This is a genomic window from Rossellomorea sp. YZS02, assembly GCF_033963925.1.
Lineage (GTDB): Bacteria > Bacillota > Bacilli > Bacillales > Bacillaceae_B > Rossellomorea.
Map to the genome: position 1 here is coordinate 1 of NZ_JAXBLY010000030.1, position 18,624 is coordinate 18,624.

23 protein-coding genes are annotated in these 18,624 nt (G+C 42.9%); 11 read left to right on the plus strand and 12 right to left on the minus strand.

The window, feature by feature from the left end:
• Nucleotides 1-70: 70 nt before the first annotated feature.
• Nucleotides 71-1,315 (minus strand): beta-ketoacyl-ACP synthase II, encoded by a 1,245-nt coding sequence (gene fabF, locus SLH55_RS21630; RefSeq protein WP_219166945.1) that lies wholly within the window; start codon nt 1,313-1,315, stop codon nt 71-73.
• 48 nt (nt 1,316-1,363) lie between these two features.
• Entirely contained in the window at nt 1,364-2,296 is a 933-nt protein-coding gene (locus SLH55_RS21635; RefSeq protein ID WP_219166946.1) for a beta-ketoacyl-ACP synthase III, read from the minus strand.
• Between the two features lie 190 nt (nt 2,297-2,486).
• Between SLH55_RS21635 and SLH55_RS21640 the strand changes: the two genes are divergently transcribed.
• A complete protein-coding gene (locus tag SLH55_RS21640; RefSeq protein WP_320324434.1) occupies nt 2,487-2,702 on the plus strand; it encodes a hypothetical protein in 216 nt (71 codons plus the stop codon).
• A gap of 60 nt (nt 2,703-2,762) precedes the next feature.
• Here SLH55_RS21640 and SLH55_RS21645 read toward each other — a convergent pair whose 3' ends face one another.
• The 4 genes from SLH55_RS21645 to SLH55_RS21660 form a co-directional block, all read right to left on the minus strand.
• The gene (locus SLH55_RS21645; protein WP_219166948.1) at nt 2,763-2,951 is read right to left on the minus strand and encodes a ComZ family protein; all 189 of its coding nucleotides are present in this window, start codon (nt 2,949-2,951) and stop codon (nt 2,763-2,765) included.
• Nucleotides 2,948-3,913: a BMP family ABC transporter substrate-binding protein gene (locus SLH55_RS21650; RefSeq protein ID WP_219166949.1), complete on the minus strand. Its 966-nt coding sequence runs from the start codon at nt 3,911-3,913 to the stop codon at nt 2,948-2,950. The genes SLH55_RS21645 and SLH55_RS21650 overlap by 4 nt, the downstream gene beginning before the upstream one ends.
• A 116-nt stretch (nt 3,914-4,029) precedes the next feature.
• A complete protein-coding gene (locus SLH55_RS21655) occupies nt 4,030-4,743 on the minus strand; it encodes a hypothetical protein (protein WP_219166950.1) in 714 nt (237 codons plus the stop codon).
• Between the two features lie 22 nt (nt 4,744-4,765).
• Nucleotides 4,766-5,509: a hydrolase gene (locus tag SLH55_RS21660; RefSeq protein WP_219166951.1), complete on the minus strand. Its 744-nt coding sequence runs from the start codon at nt 5,507-5,509 to the stop codon at nt 4,766-4,768.
• 235 nt (nt 5,510-5,744) lie between these two features.
• Here SLH55_RS21660 and SLH55_RS21665 point away from each other — a divergent pair, with 235 nt between their 5' ends.
• Entirely contained in the window at nt 5,745-5,927 is a 183-nt protein-coding gene (locus SLH55_RS21665; protein ID WP_219166952.1) for a DUF2929 family protein, read from the plus strand.
• A gap of 28 nt (nt 5,928-5,955) precedes the next feature.
• On the opposite strand, the gene clpB is transcribed toward SLH55_RS21665, so the two are convergent.
• Together clpB and SLH55_RS21675 are read right to left on the minus strand one after the other, a co-directional pair.
• A complete protein-coding gene (gene clpB, locus SLH55_RS21670; RefSeq protein ID WP_320324435.1) occupies nt 5,956-8,547 on the minus strand; it encodes an ATP-dependent chaperone ClpB in 2,592 nt (863 codons plus the stop codon).
• A gap of 123 nt (nt 8,548-8,670) precedes the next feature.
• Nucleotides 8,671-8,850: a YjzC family protein gene (locus SLH55_RS21675; RefSeq protein ID WP_034763424.1), complete on the minus strand. Its 180-nt coding sequence runs from the start codon at nt 8,848-8,850 to the stop codon at nt 8,671-8,673.
• A gap of 193 nt (nt 8,851-9,043) precedes the next feature.
• Between SLH55_RS21675 and SLH55_RS21680 the strand changes: the two genes are divergently transcribed.
• The gene (locus SLH55_RS21680; RefSeq protein ID WP_320324436.1) at nt 9,044-9,853 is read left to right on the plus strand and encodes an undecaprenyl-diphosphate phosphatase; all 810 of its coding nucleotides are present in this window, start codon (nt 9,044-9,046) and stop codon (nt 9,851-9,853) included.
• Nucleotides 9,854-9,925: 72 nt separating this feature from the next.
• Nucleotides 9,926-10,618 carry a Crp/Fnr family transcriptional regulator gene (locus SLH55_RS21685; protein ID WP_219166955.1) on the plus strand — a complete coding sequence of 231 codons (693 nt, stop codon included), beginning with the start codon at nt 9,926-9,928 and terminating at the stop codon, nt 10,616-10,618.
• Nucleotides 10,619-10,677: 59 nt separating this feature from the next.
• Here SLH55_RS21685 and SLH55_RS21690 read toward each other — a convergent pair whose 3' ends face one another.
• Together SLH55_RS21690 and SLH55_RS21695 are read right to left on the minus strand one after the other, a co-directional pair.
• Complete coding sequence (locus tag SLH55_RS21690) at nt 10,678-10,986, minus strand: metal-sulfur cluster assembly factor (protein ID WP_060670294.1); 309 nt, start codon at nt 10,984-10,986, stop codon at nt 10,678-10,680.
• 78 nt (nt 10,987-11,064) lie between these two features.
• The gene (locus SLH55_RS21695) at nt 11,065-11,838 is read right to left on the minus strand and encodes a prolyl oligopeptidase family serine peptidase (protein ID WP_219166956.1); all 774 of its coding nucleotides are present in this window, start codon (nt 11,836-11,838) and stop codon (nt 11,065-11,067) included.
• Between the two features lie 188 nt (nt 11,839-12,026).
• On the opposite strand from SLH55_RS21695, the gene SLH55_RS21700 reads away from it, so the two are divergent.
• The 3 genes from SLH55_RS21700 to SLH55_RS21710 all read left to right on the plus strand — a co-directional run bounded on the left by SLH55_RS21700 (nt 12,027) and on the right by SLH55_RS21710 (nt 13,285).
• On the plus strand, nt 12,027-12,842 hold the full coding sequence (locus SLH55_RS21700) for a Cof-type HAD-IIB family hydrolase (protein ID WP_219166957.1): 816 nt from the start codon (nt 12,027-12,029) through the stop codon (nt 12,840-12,842).
• 108 nt (nt 12,843-12,950) lie between these two features.
• Complete coding sequence (locus SLH55_RS21705) at nt 12,951-13,094, plus strand: hypothetical protein (RefSeq protein WP_219166958.1); 144 nt, start codon at nt 12,951-12,953, stop codon at nt 13,092-13,094.
• A complete protein-coding gene (locus tag SLH55_RS21710; RefSeq protein ID WP_219166959.1) occupies nt 13,094-13,285 on the plus strand; it encodes a DUF3813 domain-containing protein in 192 nt (63 codons plus the stop codon). The genes SLH55_RS21705 and SLH55_RS21710 overlap by 1 nt, the downstream gene beginning before the upstream one ends.
• Nucleotides 13,286-13,328: 43 nt before the next feature.
• Here SLH55_RS21710 and SLH55_RS21715 read toward each other — a convergent pair whose 3' ends face one another.
• Together SLH55_RS21715 and SLH55_RS21720 are read right to left on the minus strand one after the other, a co-directional pair.
• Nucleotides 13,329-14,066 carry a BsuPI-related putative proteinase inhibitor gene (locus tag SLH55_RS21715; protein WP_320324437.1) on the minus strand — a complete coding sequence of 246 codons (738 nt, stop codon included), beginning with the start codon at nt 14,064-14,066 and terminating at the stop codon, nt 13,329-13,331.
• 55 nt (nt 14,067-14,121) lie between these two features.
• Nucleotides 14,122-14,976 carry a YitT family protein gene (locus tag SLH55_RS21720; protein WP_226676673.1) on the minus strand — a complete coding sequence of 285 codons (855 nt, stop codon included), beginning with the start codon at nt 14,974-14,976 and terminating at the stop codon, nt 14,122-14,124.
• 166 nt (nt 14,977-15,142) lie between these two features.
• Here SLH55_RS21720 and SLH55_RS21725 point away from each other — a divergent pair, with 166 nt between their 5' ends.
• The 4 genes from SLH55_RS21725 (at nt 15,143) to SLH55_RS21740 (ending at nt 18,542) form a co-directional block, all read left to right on the plus strand.
• Nucleotides 15,143-16,000 (plus strand): DegV family protein, encoded by an 858-nt coding sequence (locus SLH55_RS21725; RefSeq protein ID WP_320324438.1) that lies wholly within the window; start codon nt 15,143-15,145, stop codon nt 15,998-16,000.
• A 57-nt stretch (nt 16,001-16,057) separates the two neighbouring features.
• The gene (locus tag SLH55_RS21730; RefSeq protein WP_206853045.1) at nt 16,058-16,189 is read left to right on the plus strand and encodes a DUF3941 domain-containing protein; all 132 of its coding nucleotides are present in this window, start codon (nt 16,058-16,060) and stop codon (nt 16,187-16,189) included.
• Nucleotides 16,190-16,627: 438 nt separating this feature from the next.
• Nucleotides 16,628-17,119 carry a YajQ family cyclic di-GMP-binding protein gene (locus SLH55_RS21735; RefSeq protein WP_206852629.1) on the plus strand — a complete coding sequence of 164 codons (492 nt, stop codon included), beginning with the start codon at nt 16,628-16,630 and terminating at the stop codon, nt 17,117-17,119.
• 70 nt (nt 17,120-17,189) lie between these two features.
• Complete coding sequence (locus SLH55_RS21740) at nt 17,190-18,542, plus strand: CoA-disulfide reductase (RefSeq protein ID WP_320324439.1); 1,353 nt, start codon at nt 17,190-17,192, stop codon at nt 18,540-18,542.
• The last annotated feature ends 82 nt before the right edge of the window (nt 18,543-18,624 follow it).

The following is an 18,624-nucleotide window of genomic DNA, read 5'->3' on the forward strand; positions in this document are numbered from 1 at the left end:
TTTTACTTTTTGTAAAATTTCACCGGCTTTTTCATTTCAGAGGAGGGTTTTGTCCCAGCCTCTTTCATTATTAACTTTGATATTTCTTGAATACGATGGTCGCATTGTGACCACCGAAGCCGAGTGAGTTACTCATGGCTACGTTGACTTCTTGTTTTCTTGCTTCGTTTGCAACATAGTCAAGGTCACAATCCGGGTCAGGTGTTTCAATATTGATTGTCGGAGGCAGGATACTGTCTTTCATTGCAAGGACAGTGAAAATCGCTTCCACCCCTCCTGCAGCGCCGAGAAGGTGACCGGTCATGGATTTCGTCGAGCTCATGGCAAGTTTATACGCATGCTCACCGAATACTTCTTTCACTGCCATCGTTTCATATTTGTCATTATAAGGAGTACTTGTTCCGTGAGCATTGATGTAATCCATCTGTTCCGGAAGGATGCCACCATCTTCAAGTGCCATTTTCATTGCTCTGGCTCCGCCTTCTCCAGCTGGTGCCGGTGCAGTGATGTGATAGGCATCTCCGGTACATCCGTACCCGACGATTTCAGCGTAGATAGGCGCACCTCGTTTTATGGCATGCTCGAGTTCTTCAAGAACCACGATCCCCGCTCCTTCTCCCATTACAAAACCATCACGGTTTGCGTCAAATGGTCTTGAAGCTTTTTCAGGGTCTTCGTTTGTGGAAAGAGCTGTGTTTGCACAGAATCCAGCAACAGACATTTTCGTGATCGGTGCTTCCGCTCCACCAGAAACCATCACGTCAGCGTCTCCACGCTGAATGACCTTAAAGGCATCTCCGATCGAATTCGTACCTGTTGCACAAGCGGTTACGGTACATGAGTTGAACCCTTTTGCCCCTAGCATGATGGACACTTGTCCGGCAGCCATATCAGGGATGATCATCGGTACGAAGAACGGACTGACACGGCGATAACCGCGCTTCTGGAATGTTTCGTACTGCTGTTCGAATGTTTCCATTCCCCCGATGCCTGATCCGATCCACACCCCTACCCGATGAGCATTTTCATCTGTAATGGAGAGCTTTGAATCTTTTACCGCCATTAATGAGGCCGCAATTGCATAGTGAGTGAAGCGGTCCATCTTTCTTGCTTCTTTTCTTTCCACCCCGAAATCTTCTATGTTGAAGTCCTTTAATTCTGCTGCCACTTTCGCAGGATACTCATCGGCATTTAAGCGCGTTAAAGGTCCGACACCCGTTTTTCCGGCTACTATATTCGACCACGTTGATTCAACATCATTACCTAACGGCGTGACGCTTCCCAAGCCTGTCACGACTACACGTTTCTTATTCATTGAAAGAACATCTCCTTTATCTGAAGTTGAAGTTGTCATTATCTTGTATTATTTACCCCAGCGCATGATGATTGCGCCCCATGTTAATCCGCCACCGAATCCTACCATGACGACGACATCGTTGTCTTTCACTCTTCCCTCTTCCAGATCTTCGATTAATGATACTGGAATGGAGGCGGCTGATGTATTTCCATATTTATTGACGGTCTTGGACATCTTTTCTACCGGTAGTTCCAACCGTTGCCTTGCCGCTTCCATGATCCGGATATTTGCCTGATGAGGAATCAGGAAATCAACGTCTTCTTTCTTCAATCCTGCTTTTTCAATGACATTGATGCTTGATTCTCCCATCTGGCGAACAGCAAACTTAAACACTTCCCGGCCATTCATGATTAATTTCTCATCTTGATATAAGTGCTTCGCCCCTGAACCATCAGAACCTAATTCAAAAGCAAGGATGCCCTTTCCGTCCGGAACCGGTCCAAGAATCGCGGCACCTGCAGCGTCACCGAATAATACGGCCGTATTGCGGTCTTCCCAATCCGTGATCTTGGATAATTTCTCCACCCCGACGACGAGGACATGTTTATACGCTCCATTATCAATAAACTGCTTTGCCGTGATCATACCATACATAAAGCCGGCACAAGCGGCGCTGATGTCCATGGCTGCAGCCTTTTTAGCTCCCAATCGCTCTTGTAGAAGACAGGCAACTGAAGGGAATGGATAATCAGGGGTGACCGTTGCAACCAGGATCATATCAATCTCTTCAGGAGTAATCTCTGCATCTGCGATTGCCTTCTTAGCAGCTTCGAAAGCCATATCAGAGGTATTTGTTTCATTATTTGCTATTCTTCTCTCTTCAATGCCTGTTCTGGTACGGATCCATTCATCAGAAGTATCCACCATTTTCTCAAGGTCGGCGTTTGTCAAGATTTTTTCAGGAAGATAACGTCCAATTCCAATAATACCTGTATTCATACTGGCGTTCCCTACTTTCGTTTATTTTTTTCATATACTTTACGTTTATTATCAATTATTATGACTTGGTACTAATTTTATCGAAAATTTCTTCATTCTGCAATTATTTTTTACTTATTCCCCTTTTCTACACGTTTGACCATACTCGTACAACCTTCCCTGACATAGGATAGGCTGAGGGGGTGAGAATGTGTCTGAAGAACGAAAGCAACACCCATTTAACCGGATGATGTATGGTGGAAGAGAAAAAAAGATAGAAGATTCTCCTACTCGGGAAGAACAAAATACTGCGGCTGACGGTGAATCCATACTTGACGGGGTGCATTCCATTATGAATTCCATCGATGAATTAATGCCGCTCTATAAGAAAATCAGTCCATTCCTAAAACAATGGAATAGTAAATAATGTGGTTAAAACACAAAAATGACGGATCACCGAATAGTTCGGTGATCCGTCTTTGTAAACTTACTCTTTATGTAAGGCGTCCTGTTTTCCTAATTCATAGGCTTCGCTCATGACTTTAGTGAATAGCGTCATAAAAGGCTGTAACATTTCAGGTGAGAACTCAACGCCCGCTTGATCCAACTGTTCCTTTGCTTCCGGGAAGTATTTCATGGCAATCTGCATAAATTCCATTGTCTTATCTTGATTCATTGCTTCGATTCCTTTCCATTCGGCAATTTGCCTGTCTCGATATAGTTCTTTATGTGCTGCTTCATTTCAGCTTGAAAATCTTCAGGAATGACGGGACTGAATTTCCCCATGGAGATGACACCGTCTTCGAAATCAAATTCCAGGTTACCTGATTTAAGCTTGTCCCCGGCATACCTTTCGGCGACGATTTCATAAAGCTTATCAGCATGCTGAACCGTGCTTGTCAAGACAGTTGATTCCCCGAGATCCGATTGATCGGATACATACCCGATGGCAAAAAGCCCCTTTTCCTTCAGCTTTTCGATTACAGCTACATTATATCCGTCACCGGCAGGATACACAACATCGATATCCTCTTTTATCATACGGTCCAACTCCTGGAGAGCCGCAGCTTCATCATCCCAGTGATTAATGTACTTTACTTCTAGCTCTGTATCACTATTTTGGTAGTTCGCTCCATCTATAAAGCCCTGAACCTCTGGCTGCCAATCAAAGGCGGCAATCACACCGACCTTATTCGTCTTAGAGTGAAAGGCTGCTGTCATGCCTCCAAAGAAGCCCATCGCATACCCCTTGAATTGGAGGCTTGTCGTGTTTTTTTCAGTCGCATTCCCGTTAAAGCTGACAAAATGAATATCGGGATGTTCCCCGGACATGTTGTTGAATACTTCAGCATACTCACTTCCGTGACCAAACACTAAAGTAACCCCTTTTTCATCATATTCCTCTACTGCTTGCTGGATTGATGTATCATTCTTCATTCCCTCTTTATAGAAGACATCTGCATTATAATCGGATTGTATTTTTAATAAACCTTTGTATCCTTTTGTTCCCCATACTCCATCGTTCACTGCCTCAGGAACCAGTAAACCGACCTTTTCTATTTCTACGTTATTTCCTCCTGAACAACCACTCAGTCCAATCAGAACGACTAAGAAAAACGCGAAGATTATCTTCCTCATATGCAGCAACTCCTTTAAAGCCCGTGCAGCATCTATAAAAAGTACAATAGAAAATTATTACATCATCCCTATTTTACCCTCACTCTCATCCTCATGAAAAGAAAAATTTTTTCTCACTACTGAATTTCATCCATTTGTATTCCCTTTAGCTGCTGGTCAATGATGCTCTTATGGGACTTGGATGGCCTTACAATGATCTCATTTCTCCCTGATCCGTCTTGACGGAGTTCGGGTGAGAAATTTTCCTCGGTTACGTACGATAGAGCTTCAGACCAACTTTGTTCTGATAAAGATTTTAATGTGAATCTTTCTTTCTTGTTTGATAGCTTTACTATCATTCTGGCTGCGTCTTTCACAAATATTGCACCGGAAGGATCATCCGCATAATCCAAGATTTCTTTCTTCCCCATTAACAACTGTGCAAACAAAAATTGCCGGGGCTGATGAATCCCATATAAAGTTGGAAGGTGAAAGGCGGCTCCATCTGACCCGACGCCCCGTTCCTCAAACTCATTCGAATATATTCGAATCATATGGGGGGGTTGGTCCATTTTTGTAAGCAAGAGATCCACTTCCGTCAGGTACTCTAGCTCTCGTCCCTTAACACCATCATAATAAGGAAGGAAAACATTGCACCCTGATCGGACGTTCTTATCCCAATCACTATAAGGTACGTACTCAACGTTTGCGTTCCTTCCAATTTCCATCCATTTATCCGCTAACTCTTTCTTCTCATCGATAGCGGTCACAGTCCATCCTTTTTCCAGCAGAGCATTACAGAGTTCAAATCCCAGGAATTGTTGAGCAGCAAATACGAATGCATGATCCAAGTCAATCACTCCAATATATTTGTTATAACTCTTTCTCATGTAAGGAGAAATAAGAGGAAAACTTTCTTCCAAGGGAACCACGTTTCTCAGGAAGTACAATGAAAAGGTCTGTATGGGTTCCTTTTTGTAAACGCTCCGTATATATATCTTTTATGAGAGTGAATTGGTTTTTATAACGATTTAGAGTCATTGACTGAACGATATAAAGTGGGATGGACATTGCCTTGAATATTTCGTAGTCCCGGGATCGTTGTAAGATGAAGGCTTCACACTCTTCCTCCTTTACCTTCAAAACCTGTGATAGCTCTTTAATCACTTTCTTATAAAAGAATTTCTGTTCTTTCTCTTGTTCCAGATGATCGTATAATGACACACAGGGTGAGAGCATGACAGCACTGCGAATATCGTTCTCCAATTTCGGATACAGTTTCTTTAATACTAACGCTCCCATACCTTCAGCCAAAATGTGGATCTTTCCGTTGATGATTTCATTTCGCTTCACGTGTTGATAAAGTCGCCTGGCAAGTTGAACGGCTTGATCGCTACCCCAGTTCGCTCCATAAAGATTACTATAATACACAATATACCCTTTGGAAGTCAGATCTTGAATCCACTTATACCGCGCTTCATGCTGAACCCAAAAGCTGCTTTTCCCGTCTACGTAGTGATGGGAATCCCCAATGATCATTACAGCGAATCCGTTCGGGCGTTCAGGATAATGAATCATGCACCACTCTTGCTCTAATTGAAACAATCGCTGATACATTCAAATTTCTCCTTTTACATAGTAGGTCTCTATAGTTTATGTTAGGAATCCGTAAAGGTAAGGGAGATAGCCCATTGGTACCCTATTATTTACAAACTCCCTCATGATGACAGGGGTTACATTTCACAGATTCGCCATTTATTAATTGATTCAGCTGTGATAGAATATAAAAGATTGAAATGGGTTACAACATACAAAGACTTTAGTTGATTACATAGGAATGAGGTGACTTGGCGTGAGATTTTTTTGGATGTTCTTCTGGGCTTTTGCATTGTCTGAAATGTTGACTTACGTTGTGAGCTCTATGAATGGAATCGAATTCCATTTTCAAACAGGATTGATCCTTACCGTTTGTTTCGCGGTATTGGTATTCCTTATCACGCTTGTTATTCCAAACGAGCCTGTTGAAAACCATTAAAAAAAGCAGCCATATTCGGCTGCTTTTTTTATTGAATTATTAATCCATCTTTCACTGCATCGATGGTGATGATCTGGCCGGTTCGTATGTTCCCGGCAATCAGCTCCCTGGCGAGTTTCGTCTCGATTTCCCTTTGGAGGTATCTTTTTAAAGGACGCGCACCATAAACCGGATCATATGCGGATTGAGCGATAAAGTTTTTCGCTCCTTCTGTGAGAGAAAGCGTGATATGCTGATCCTGCACCCGGTGTTGAAGATTTTCTATAAGCTTATCGATGATCCCTTTTATATTTTCGATACTCAGTGGTTTGAACAGGATGATGTCATCCACCCGGTTAAGAAATTCAGGTCGGAATGAAGTGCGCAGCTGTCCCATCACCAGGTCCTTCGTTTCTGAATCAATCTCTTCTTCTCCTTTGTTACGTTCCAAGAGATGAGCAGAACCTATATTGGAAGTCATAATGATCACTGTATTTTTACAGTCAATCGTCCTGCCTTGTGAATCAGTGATGCGACCGTCATCGAGCATCTGCAGAAGAATATTGAACACTTCCGGATGTGCTTTTTCGATTTCATCCAACAAAATGACGGAATAAGGCTTACGCCTGATTGCTTCTGTCAGCTGACCGCCTTCTTCATAGCCAACATAACCCGGAGGTGCACCGATCAACCGGGAAACCGCATGTTTCTCCATGTATTCAGACATATCGATTCGGATCATCTGCTCCTCACTATCAAACAGCGTTTGAGCAAGGGTCTTAGCAAGCTCGGTCTTTCCAACCCCTGTTGGACCTAAGAAAATAAATGAACCGATTGGTCTGTTCGGATCCTTGATCCCTGCCCTTGCCCGGATGACCGCGTCACTGACCAGTTGGACAGCCTCATCCTGTCCGATCACCCGCTCATGGAGTATGCTATCAAGCTTCAACAACTTTTCCCTTTCACCTTCTACAAGCTTGGTCACAGGGATACCGGTCCATCTCGCCACAATGTTGGCCACTTCCTCTTCTGTCACTTCTTCCCGCAAGAGACGTCCTTCCTGTTCTTTCATCATTTCCTGTTCTACTCTTTGGAGCTCTTTTTCCATTGCCGGAATCCGCCCGTGCCTTAGCTCGGCGGCTTTATTCAAGTCATAATCACTTTCGGCTTCTTCTAACAGGCGACGAAGTTTTTCAAGTTCTTCCCGTTTCTCCTGAACGACTGCGATACTTTCTTTTTCCTGTTGCCATTTTAATTTCATGCTATTCGCTTTTTCCTTGAGATTGCTTAAATCTTCACGAATACGGTCAAGACGTTCAAGACTTCCTGAGTCCTTCTCTTTATTCAATGCAGCTTCCTCAATTTCAAGCTGCATCACTCTACGGGTCACTTCATCTAGCTCTGAAGGCATCGAGTCGATTTCGGTTCGGATCATCGCGCATGCCTCGTCGATCAAGTCGATCGCTTTATCAGGCAGAAACCGGTCAGATATATAGCGGTCGGACAGTCTGGATGCAGCCACGATGGCACGATCATGAATATTGACACCATGATGGATTTCAAACCGTTCCTTTAAGCCCCTCAAGATGGAAATCGTATCTTCTACGTCCGGCTCCTGAACAAGAACCTGCTGAAAGCGCCTCTCCAAGGCGGGATCCTTTTCGATATACTTTCTGTATTCATTGAGGGTGGTTGCCCCGATACAATGTAGTTCTCCCCTTGCAAGCATCGGTTTCAGGATGTTCCCTGCATCCATGGCTCCTTCGGTTTTCCCTGCTCCAACAATGGTATGAAGCTCATCAATAAACAGAAGAATGCGTCCTTCACTCTTTTTTACCTCTTGCAATACGGCCTTCAGACGCTCTTCGAATTCCCCCCTGAACTTGGCTCCCGCCACTAATGAGCTCATATCCAATTCAAAAATGGTCTTATCTTTCAAACCTTCCGGAACGTCCTTTCTGACAATTCTTTGTGCAAGACCTTCAACGATGGCCGTCTTTCCTACACCAGGCTCACCGATCAGGACCGGATTATTTTTTGTTTTCCGTGAAAGGATACGTATGACATGACGAATTTCACTATCCCTTCCGATCACCGGATCGATCCTTCCTGAACGCACGTCTGCCACAAGATCTCTTCCGTATTTTTTTAACGCTTCGTACTTCACTTCAGGATTTTGTGTCGTCACCCTGCTCCCTCCTCTAATTTCTTCAATGATTTCGATTAATTCTTTTTCGAGTATTCCATGGTTCATTAAGTAGGTTGTAATGGGATGTTTCTTCTGTTTCCAAATGGACAGGGCAAGATGTTCAATTGATATATAGTCATCTCCCCACTTGTTCTTCAGATTCTCACTGTCCTGCAAAAGTTGATGAATATCCCTGGAAAAAAACTGCCCATATTGGACCCCTTCCCCTTCTACAGAAGGACTATCGTTCAACTTCTCATGAATCCATTCCACCATGCCGTGAACGTTTAGCCCAGCCCGATCATATATGGTACCGAGGAAGCTGTCTTCTGACATTAACAGGGACTTCCATAAATGAAGGGTGCCTACATCTGTATGTAGCTTTTCTTTGGCCGATTGCCCCGCAGACACCAATCCTTCTTGAATGCTGTGAGTCATATTATCAAAATCCATCATATTCCACCTCGCATTTGACCTTTATTGACCTTAATGACATTATATCGGTTTATACGAAAAAAAGGAAAGAAAAAGGAACAAGGAAACCTCTTGATTACGAAGCACCCTTGTTCCTCTTGTTTATGGCTTTCTCATATACGACCAAAGACGATTATGATTGGAGTTCTCAGGAAACCTGTCCCCTGCTTTCAAGCGCAGTTTTTGCGGATTTTTCACCATGCTTCCGGTTTCACCGATTTCTATATACTCACCATTATTAGGCGCTTTTTCCCCGGCCCTGAATTGTCGTGACTGTCCCATATTACCCCTCCTTTTTCGAAGCGATGCTTCCTTCCTATTTTTCTACAAGCCGGTTCTTTCATGCATGCCAGATGAAGGATAAATATGATAAACACGTTACGGTTCGGTTAACATTGGGAAAAAGGCTTTACAGTCTTTCCCTTTATGGTGTTAAATTAAAAAATGTGGAGAATAAAAGCTTGGAGGATATACAATGGATTTTTTTCTGATCATGAAATACTTATTTTTAGGGATTTTTCAAGGGTTTACAGAACCTATCCCGATTTCATCGAGTGGACATCTGCTGCTCGCTCAACATTTTCTTGGCATCAAAGACGCTACCCTGACGTTCGAAATGCTCGTCAATACCGCTTCATTGCTTGCTGTACTCATTATTTACCGTGAAGATATATTCCGTCTGATCGTAAATGGATTGGGCTATTTCAAACATAAAACACCTGAAACGAAGCGTGACTTCCATTTCATTGTCTACTTACTGATCGGGACAATCCCTGCAGGGGTAATTGGTGTATTATTCGGTGATGTGATCGAGAAGCATTTAACAGGTATTTATACTGTAGGAATTACTCTAATTATCACAGGTATCGCACTTTGGTTAATCCGTAACCTTAGAGGAAGAAAGAATGATGGAGACTTGAATGTGAAAGATGCCATCGTCATCGGACTTGCACAGGCGGTAGCCCTCATTCCTGGTATCAGTCGATCAGGCGCAACCATCGTAGCTGCCATGGCTAGTGGAATGAAAGCAGAAACAGCTTTGCGCTTCTCATTCCTGCTTTATATTCCCGTGAGTGTAGGAGTCATGGTATTCGGAATCACTGATCTGATGAATGATGAAAATTTAGCAACCATGGCGATTCCTTACTTAGTAGCATTCGTAGCTTCTCTGATTGCTTCTTACTTCTCCTTGAAATGGTTCATGAATATCATGGCTAAAGGGAACTTGAAATATTTTGCCATTTACTGTGCTGTCGTCGGTGCGGCTGTTCTTATTTTCGCTTAGTCCTCTTCTATCCGTCCGGTGCCTTTGTTAAGATATTATAATAAGACATTATGATGGAAATGATGTGATCTCATGAGTGAAAATCTTGAACTTCCAATTGGGATAAAGCAATTATTTATTGAGAAAAACAACATTAGAAAGGTTAAAAAAGGACGATTTTTGTTTCAGGAAGGGAAATCGGCCCACGAGCTATATTTAATCCAGAGAGGTCGCGTTCAAATCAGTAAAGTCATTCCTGATGGACGCGAATTATCCCTCCGCATCTGTTCAAGCGATGATGTCATCGGCGAGTTAACGTTGTTTTGCAAAGATGCTACCTATATGCTCAGTGCCAAGGTACTTGAGGATTCTGACATTTTTGTATTAGGGAAGGAAGTCTTTGAAGAGAAGCTTTCCCAGAACGGTGATTTGACGATTGCATGGCTGAAATGGATCCAGCATCAAAATCATCAAAATCAGACAAAATTCCGCGACCTCATCCTACATGGAAAAAAAGGTGCCCTGTATTCTACCCTGATCCGAATGACCAATAGTTATGGTAAAGACGTTGAAAAGGGCATTCTGATTGATTTCCCATTAACCAATCAGGAATTGGCGAACTTCTGCGGATCATCCAGGGAAGTTGTGAACAGGATGTTGAGTGACTTAAAGAAAGAGAATGTGCTTGTTACAGAAAGAGGATATATCACCATCCTGGACCTTGATTATCTGAAGGATGAAATCGACTGTGAACATTGTCCGGTTTCGATTTGCCGAATCAATTAATCATGAAAATCCCCATGGGGCAACAGTTGCCCCATGGGGATTTTCATGTATTTCAGTTATTAACGTATGCCTAATGCAATCTTCGCATATCGGGACATATTGTCTTTGCTCCATGGTGGATTCCAGACGATGTCTACTTCAGTTTCTTTAACTTCAGGAATATCCCTGAGTGCCGTTTTCACTTGATCTACGATGGTTCCGGCGAGTGGGCATCCCATTGACGTCAATGTCATGGTGACCGTCGCCTTCCCTTCTTCATCCAGATCAACATCATATACTAAACCTAAATTAACAATGTCTATTCCTAATTCAGGGTCGACAACCTGTTCCAATGCACCCATCATGTTATCTTTAAGGTCTTGGTCCATGCTAATCACTCCTTTATGCTTGTCTTTTATCCATTTTCACTACTCATCTTAACAAATAACCAGGTATAAAACAAAAGGTTAAGCTGATAGATGCTTACTAAACCACTCGACGAGTTGTAATACGCCTTCCCGCGACACCTTATGATCGGCTTTATCATCTTCAATAAAGAGCAAATGATCTTCATTACTTTCATAATAAGGTAAAATGCTTTCATAGAATTCCCGGGTCAGATTGAACGGTACAACTTTGTCCCGTTTCCCATGCCAGAACATGAGTGGCCTTCCCTCAAGCTTTTCAGGTTGAAGGCTTAAATCGTAGCGTGCAAGTTCTTTCATCATTTGATCGATTTCCTCTTCGCTGAAAGGTATTTCATATCCTAAAGATGCTACTTGTGACAGCTGTGCCTCTGCAAACTTTACATATGTAGGATTACCCATCAACGAAACGGCAGAGGATATCCACTGATATTGTGTCAGGGCACCTAATGTCACGATCCCTCCCATGGACGTACCGGCAACTCCGATTCCATTCGGAAGGATGAGGCCTTTTTCTTCAAAGTGTCCTTTTAAGATCGATATTTCATGAATTGTATTCAAAACAATCTTCCAAAAGACTTCTCCTAATTGATATTCGGATTTCCCTGTTGTACGTTCTCCATGCTCTAAGCAATCGGGAAGGATCACCCTGAATCCTTTCTCCGCCAGAAGATAGGCGTAGTGAAGATTATGCTCTTTCGCACTCGTGAAGCCATGAATGAAAAAGCATGTGGGCAGCGGTTTATCTATGTTCTCTTCCTTTACAAGATGAAGAAATGGGATTTTCTGAAATATTGACTTATCGACTAGAATCATGTTTGTCCTCCCCCTCCTGACTGCATTTCACTTTACTATGATATCCTAGATTTGGTAGTATGTATAATATTTAAATCGTAAGCGTTTGTAAACATTCTTTAAAGCCAATAAACAGGATATGGACAGCGTTCAAGTTGTCACGATACACTAGAATAGCCTTAAACCAATAAGATTGGGGATTTGAATTGATGAACTCACAAGAAAAACACCTGATTGTTCTGGATCTTGACGGAACATTATTAACCGATGAGAAGAAAATTTCACCAAAAACCCACGATATACTGAAAAAAGCACGCCTCAAAGGGCATGAAGTGATGATCGCAACGGGAAGGCCTTTCCGCGCGAGTGAATTATATTATCAACAATTGCAGCTTGAGACTCCCATCGTTAACTTCAATGGTGCTTTCGTACATCACCCATCCGATCCATCCTGGGGCCTGTACCACGAACCGATGGATTTAAAAGTGGCGAAACAAATCATCGATGCATGTGAAGAATTTAAGTTTCGCAACATTGTTGCAGAAGTGATGGATGATGTTTATCTCCATTATCATGATGAGAAGATCATCGATGTCTTCATGATGGGGAATCCAGCCATCTCTACTGGTGACATTCGCAATGTACTGTCAGATCATCCCACCTCCATGCTCATCCATGCCGAGGAAGAAGATGTTGCAGAGATTCGTGCACATTTGGATGACGTTCATGCCGAATTAATCGATCATCGCCGGTGGGCCGCTCCTTGGCATATTATCGAAATCGTTAAGACCGGCTTGAATAAAGCGGTGGGTATCGACCGGGTAGCTTCCTCATTAAACATCCCGAAAGAAAGGATCATCGCATTCGGGGATGAAGACAATGATCTTGAAATGCTTGAATACGCCGGGACTGGTGTCGCCATGGGAAATGCCATAGATCCACTGAAGGATATTGCAAATGAAGTGACACTTTCAAATGAAGAGGACGGGATCGGCCGCTATTTACAAAAACGCTTCGACCTTTAACTTTTTTGGCAGTGGTGGGTATATCTTCTTACTGTATGATCCCCCTTTGTTAGCCATACTAGTAAAGAACGCGACTCTGCGTTCCAACTTGCAAAAGGGGTGGTAGTGATGGGTAGAAATAAATCAAAACGATTTGTACAACAAGGTAAAATTGCTGTATCAAAACATGATGAGCGAATCCCGTATCATCTCACGTATGCTGAAGCCGAGGCGAAGAAGCTTGCTTCCAGTGAATCAGGGGGCCTTGAGTAATGAGTAATCCATTATTTCAACAAGCCCGCAGCGCTGTCTCTTCTGCCAAACAGGCGTGCAGTTCGGGGCAAAATGCTCAAATGTCCATTGATAAAGCAAAGAATGCTTTGTCTTCTGCTTATGCGAATTCAAATGTTGAAGAACAAAAGCAGCTTCATGCTCTTCAAGATGAGTTAAACCGCCTATCATAACGAACATCAAGACAGGGTTGCCCACTATGGACAACCCTGTTATTCATGGCATCGTTATCACATATGGATGAATGATCTTTCCATCCCCATCATCCCGCTCATACAGACTCAATATCAATTGACCGCTTTTCCCTTTCACTTCTTTAAGAACGATGGCAAACTCCGACCAGTTAGGCGCTTCCTTATTCAATTTATGCAATGTTTCTGAGATAAGCACTCTATGCCCATCTTCCACTGAATAATAGAAACTTCCATTCGATACACGGGCTTGCCCGCTGATTGTATAGACCCCTTTGATTTCTCGAAATTTCACATTTCTGAAAGAGGGATTTTCTTCAGGTATTTGAAAAGCAGCAGTTGCGCGTAAAGGGTGACTGAAACCACTCATGTCTTCACCCATTAGCACCGCTTCAATTGTATAGTCACCCTTCGGCACGCGTTTCCCTCCGTGAACATAATCCCATCGTTCTTTCCAGATCTTCGTAACGCCCCTTTTCAATTCGATGGTCTGAAAAGCCTGTAAAAATGATTTCCCCACACTGTATCGATATACCACTTTTCCCTTCTCATTTTTGATGGTAAAGTCAAACATTTGACTTGTAGGGAATGTGATGCTCATGTCTCGTTCACTATTATTGTAAAGGAGCAGTTGGATTTCGACTCCTTCTTCTCCAGGAAGCGCATCTACTGAATAAATCAAAGGTACTCTTCCGGCATAAGCGGTCAGTGATGAAGACATAAACAGGATAGAACTGAAAAGTATATACAGTATCGTTTTCAAAGGTGATGCCCCTTTCTATCTAGGTTCACCTTTAGTATTTGTTAAATATAAGAATCTAATCTTTTCTAAAGAACCCAAATATCCCGGTTGTTTGGACGATATTCGTAAACGCATTGGGATCTACGTCCTTGATGGTATGTTCCAGCTCATATAATTCATATCTTGAAATGACGATGATCAACATTTCTTTATCTTCACCAGAAAAAGCCCCTTTGGCGGGTAATGTGGTAATTCCCCTCACCAATTTGGAATGAATGGCTTCCCTCAATTCATTTGATTTTTTCGTGACGATCATGGCCGTCAGCTTCTCATGACGGGTATGAATGGCATCGATTACCCGTGTAGAGGCATACAATGTGACTAATGTATATAGTGCTTTTTCCCATCCGTAAAGGAAGCCTGCAGACGTGATAATAACAGCATTCATCAAGAAGAAATAAGACCCCACGGGCTTATCTTTCATTCTGGAGAGAATCATGGCGATAATGTCCATCCCCCCAGTTGACGCCCCCCATTTCAACGTGATCCCGACACCAATCGCAGCAATGACCCCACCGAATACGGCATTAAGAAGGATATCCGGTGATAATTTAATGACCGGTATCACTTCCAGAAAAAAGGAAGTCAAAAATACCGAAATAAAGCTATAAACAGTGAAGGAACGGCCCACCTTCAACCATCCCAGAATGGTTACCGGAATATTAAGGATGAATAATAATATACCTGTTGAAATATTGAACGGTGCAAATTCCTTCAGTACGCTTGACAGCAACTGGGCAAGTCCCGTAAAGCCGCTGGCATATACGTTTGCTGGTATAAGAAAGAAATTCATGGCAATGGCCCCTAACAGGGATCCGACCAAAACCACGACAAATTTCTTAGCTTCTAGTTGAACATGATCTCTGGACATACACATACCTCCTGCATCTAGTTGTTATTTTCTATGTTCCACATTATATCTTAACTAAACTCCCCCAGCTAATCATCTTTTTATCATAAATTCATGGTTAATCGATTGTTATTTTCATCAAAAGTAGCTAGACTGAAACTATAAGACCAGTCAAAGGATGATGAGAATGACAGTTAAATTATTTGCCGATAGTGCAAGCGATCTTCCAGCTGCCTATTTCAAGGAACACAACATAGAGCTTCTGCCCCTTAAAGTACATATAGATGGTCAAGATTACGAGGATTTGATCACCATCGAACCCGAAACGGTATTCAACAAAATCAGGGAAGGCCATATGCCGAAAACGTCTCAAGTATCACCCGACCTTTTTTTAAAAAGGTTCACTGAGCTTGCAGAATCAAATCAGTCAGGCATTTACGTCGCTTTCTCCTCCCAACTTTCAGGGACGTATCAAACAGCTGTCATGATCCGCGACCAGGTAAAAGAGGACTATCCGGATCTCGACTTGACCATCATTGATTCAAAATGCGCCTCACTTGGCTACGGATTGGTCGTCATGAAAGCAGCTGAACTTCTCCAGAATGGAGGTACAAAGGAAGAAATCATACAAGCCTCAAGGTTCAACTCAGAGCACATGGAACATCTTTTTACCGTAGAAGATTTAGAATATCTCGCTAAAGGAGGCCGCGTTTCAAAAGCCTCTGCCTTTCTGGGTGGGCTGTTGAACATCAAACCTCTTTTGCATGTTGAAGATGGGAAGCTCGTACCGATTGAAAAAATGCGTGGAAAAAAGAAGCTTCTTAAACGCATTCTTGACTTAATGGAAGAACGCGGTGAAGACCTTTCCAACCAGGTCATCGCCATCAGTCACGGTGATGACAAAGAACTCGCTCTTGAGATGAAAAAACTCATTCAGGAAAAATTCTCACCGAAAGACGTATATATTAGTATTATCGGGTGTGCCATCGGATCTCATACAGGGACAGGAACCTTAGCCATATTTTTCCTGAATCAACACTCATAAACTCCCCTCCTACTCCTCATACTAAAAGGGAGATCCAATATGGAAGGGAGCATCACCATGTCACATACTTCTGATAACGAAAAAAAGGCCAGAGACAACAATGCCCTGCGCCAGGAGAAAAATAAAATCAAAGAAGTGAACCGAAAAGCAGGAAAAAATCAATACTCTAAGAAGACGGACCATCTGTAAGGGATGGACTGGAAGAAGGCACGGGCTCTTCATGAGGCCGTGCCTTTTTTATTTTAGGCTATTTTCGTAAACATTGTTGCTTTTGGATGTAGCGAGTGGCGGTTGATTTCGGCTATAGGTGCTCGCTTTCCGCGGGGCTGGCGATGAGCCTCCTCGGCTGACGAAACGTCCGTGGAAAGCGGAGCAGTTCCCTTCACCCTCCTTCACCACAACCTAAATGACAGAGCATCGAAAATCTTAGTTTGGATACGAATCGCAACAATCTTTGCGAAAACAGCCTCATTTCAACTCCCATGAAAAAGTTTAGACGTTTCTCATATATTCTCGACTTACCCTCTCAACCTTTATAAAAAATCCACTTCCACCCGATAAAGAAGTTGTATGTCCCCACACAGCTTGTCTATAATGAAAGAAGGAAAAAGTATGGAGGGGTTACATATGGCAAAGGAAAGTTCATTCGATATCGTATCCAAAGTTGATATGTCGGAAGTAAGCAATGCGATTCAAATTGCACTGAAGGAAGTACAAACACGTTATGACTTCAAAGGAAGCAAGAGTGACATAAAATTGGACGGTGAGGAAATTGTCCTTGTCTCAGATGATGAGTTCAAAATGAATCAGTTGAAAGACGTCCTTCTAAGCAAACTGATCAAGCGTAATGTCCCGGTTAAAAATCTGGATTACAGCAAGCTTGAAGGTGCCTCAGGCGGCACAGTCCGTCAGCGTGCGAAGCTTATACAAGGAATCGACAAAGAAAACGCAAAAAAAATCAACACCATCATCAAGAATTCCGGCGTGAAGGTAAAGAGTCAAGTACAGGATGATCAAGTACGCGTAACCGGAAAAAGTAAGGATGATCTTCAAAAGATCATCGCAGCCATCCGCGAAGCCGACTTATCTATTGATGTACAATACGTAAACTTCCGTTAAAACGGTTTTTCAAAGAAGTCTAATGGGTACAATAATTCCATTAGACTTCTTTCAATTTAGGAGGAAAAACATGAAGAAAAAAGTCATCATTATAGGTGCCGTCGGCGGCGGTGCCACAACGGCATCCCAAATCAGGAAAGTCGACAGTGAGATTGAAATCATCCTTCTTGAGAAAACATCGTACTTATCCTACGGTGCATGCGGCATGCCCTATTATTTGGGAGATGTGATCAAGGACCGTGAAAGTCTGTTTGCAGCGACTCCTGAACGTTTACATACGAAAAAGAACATCGATGTCAGAATGCATCATGAAGCGTTACAAATCAATCGTGACAAAAAAACGTTACTTATAAGGGATCATGGCGGCAACAGCGATTATGAGGAATCATATGATTACCTGGTCATCGCCACAGGCGCATCTCCTTTTCTCCCTGACATAGCCGGTCTTCAGCAAATCCCTGCTTTCCATCTCAGAACCGTTGAAGACATGGATAGAATCAAACAATTCTTAGAAACAGAAAAGCCTGAAACATGCACGATCATAGGCGGTGGATTCATCGGGGTGGAAATGGCTGAAAACTTCACTCATCTCGGGATGAAGGTGAACATCGTCGAACGATCACAACATGTCATCAGCATTATTGATGATGAAACCGCTAAGCTATTGCAGGATCATATCACCCTGCAGGATGTTAAGCTGTTCACAAATGATGGTCTGAAAGAGGTACTACCGGAGTGTACATTGAAGCTGGAGAGCGGCGAAACGTTCCCAACCGATTTCATCCTCCTTTCTGTAGGAGTGAAGCCACGAAACCAACTGGCAAATAAAGCCGGATTATCCATCGGGGAATCAGGCGGGGTTGTGACCAATGAGTACATGCAAACGGATGACCCCTGCATCTATGCCGTTGGGGATGTTGTCGAGTCCATTGATTTCATTGACGGTACGCCTAAACAAGTCCCGCTTGCCTGGCCAGCCCACCGGCAAGCCTACATCATCGCAAAGCATCTATCGGGAAACCCTGTCCCATTTAAGGGAATGCTCGGAACAGCCATCGCGAAAGTATTCGAACTTTCCATCGCTTCAACGGGATTGGGTGAGAAAGAGTTAAAGGACAAGGGCTACGCCTATAAAACGGCTGTTCACGAAGGAAAATCCCACGCCGGATACTACCCTGGTGCTCAGGATGTTTATGTAAGGGTTCATTTCTGTCCTGATACAGGTAAGATCTTTGGTGGTAATGTGGTAGGGGGTGAAGGTGTCGATAAACAAATCGACATCCTGGCCACTGCCATATACGGTGGATTGACGGTTACAGATCTCCAGGAAATCGAAACCTGCTATGCCCCTCCCTTTTCTTCACCAAAAGGGTTGTTAAATATGATTGGTTATAAAGCCGTCGGGTTGATGAATGAGAAATAAATGAATAATGACAGGCAGGCTCCTCTTGGCAGGAGCCTGTTTTTTTATGATGCTGAGATGATGGTGGTAGAATTTGTTAATT

What these genes read in the sequence shown, in the direction of transcription:
- SLH55_RS21685 (WP_219166955.1), top strand. Translation starts at nt 9,926, where the DNA reads ATGAGTGAAAATCTTGAACTTCCAATTGGGATAAAGCAATTATTTATT.
- SLH55_RS21690 (WP_060670294.1), bottom strand. Translation starts at nt 10,986, where the DNA reads ATGGACCAAGACCTTAAAGATAACATGATGGGTGCATTGGAACAGGTT.
- SLH55_RS21720 (WP_226676673.1), bottom strand. Translation starts at nt 14,976, where the DNA reads ATGTCCAGAGATCATGTTCAACTAGAAGCTAAGAAATTTGTCGTGGTT.
- SLH55_RS21695 (WP_219166956.1), bottom strand. Translation starts at nt 11,838, where the DNA reads ATGATTCTAGTCGATAAGTCAATATTTCAGAAAATCCCATTTCTTCAT.
- SLH55_RS21725 (WP_320324438.1), top strand. Translation starts at nt 15,143, where the DNA reads ATGACAGTTAAATTATTTGCCGATAGTGCAAGCGATCTTCCAGCTGCC.
- fabF (WP_219166945.1), bottom strand. Translation starts at nt 1,315, where the DNA reads ATGAATAAGAAACGTGTAGTCGTGACAGGCTTGGGAAGCGTCACGCCG.
- SLH55_RS21735 (WP_206852629.1), top strand. Translation starts at nt 16,628, where the DNA reads ATGGCAAAGGAAAGTTCATTCGATATCGTATCCAAAGTTGATATGTCG.
- SLH55_RS21660 (WP_219166951.1), bottom strand. Translation starts at nt 5,509, where the DNA reads ATGTATCAGCGATTGTTTCAATTAGAGCAAGAGTGGTGCATGATTCAT.
- SLH55_RS21710 (WP_219166959.1), top strand. Translation starts at nt 13,094, where the DNA reads ATGAGTAATCCATTATTTCAACAAGCCCGCAGCGCTGTCTCTTCTGCC.
- SLH55_RS21740 (WP_320324439.1), top strand. Translation starts at nt 17,190, where the DNA reads ATGAAGAAAAAAGTCATCATTATAGGTGCCGTCGGCGGCGGTGCCACA.
- SLH55_RS21675 (WP_034763424.1), bottom strand. Translation starts at nt 8,850, where the DNA reads ATGGGACAGTCACGACAATTCAGGGCCGGGGAAAAAGCGCCTAATAAT.
- SLH55_RS21700 (WP_219166957.1), top strand. Translation starts at nt 12,027, where the DNA reads ATGAACTCACAAGAAAAACACCTGATTGTTCTGGATCTTGACGGAACA.
- clpB (WP_320324435.1), bottom strand. Translation starts at nt 8,547, where the DNA reads ATGGATTTTGATAATATGACTCACAGCATTCAAGAAGGATTGGTGTCT.
- SLH55_RS21645 (WP_219166948.1), bottom strand. Translation starts at nt 2,951, where the DNA reads ATGAATCAAGATAAGACAATGGAATTTATGCAGATTGCCATGAAATAC.
- SLH55_RS21705 (WP_219166958.1), top strand. Translation starts at nt 12,951, where the DNA reads ATGGGTAGAAATAAATCAAAACGATTTGTACAACAAGGTAAAATTGCT.
- SLH55_RS21730 (WP_206853045.1), top strand. Translation starts at nt 16,058, where the DNA reads ATGTCACATACTTCTGATAACGAAAAAAAGGCCAGAGACAACAATGCC.
- SLH55_RS21650 (WP_219166949.1), bottom strand. Translation starts at nt 3,913, where the DNA reads ATGAGGAAGATAATCTTCGCGTTTTTCTTAGTCGTTCTGATTGGACTG.
- SLH55_RS21680 (WP_320324436.1), top strand. Translation starts at nt 9,044, where the DNA reads ATGGATTTTTTTCTGATCATGAAATACTTATTTTTAGGGATTTTTCAA.
- SLH55_RS21635 (WP_219166946.1), bottom strand. Translation starts at nt 2,296, where the DNA reads ATGAATACAGGTATTATTGGAATTGGACGTTATCTTCCTGAAAAAATC.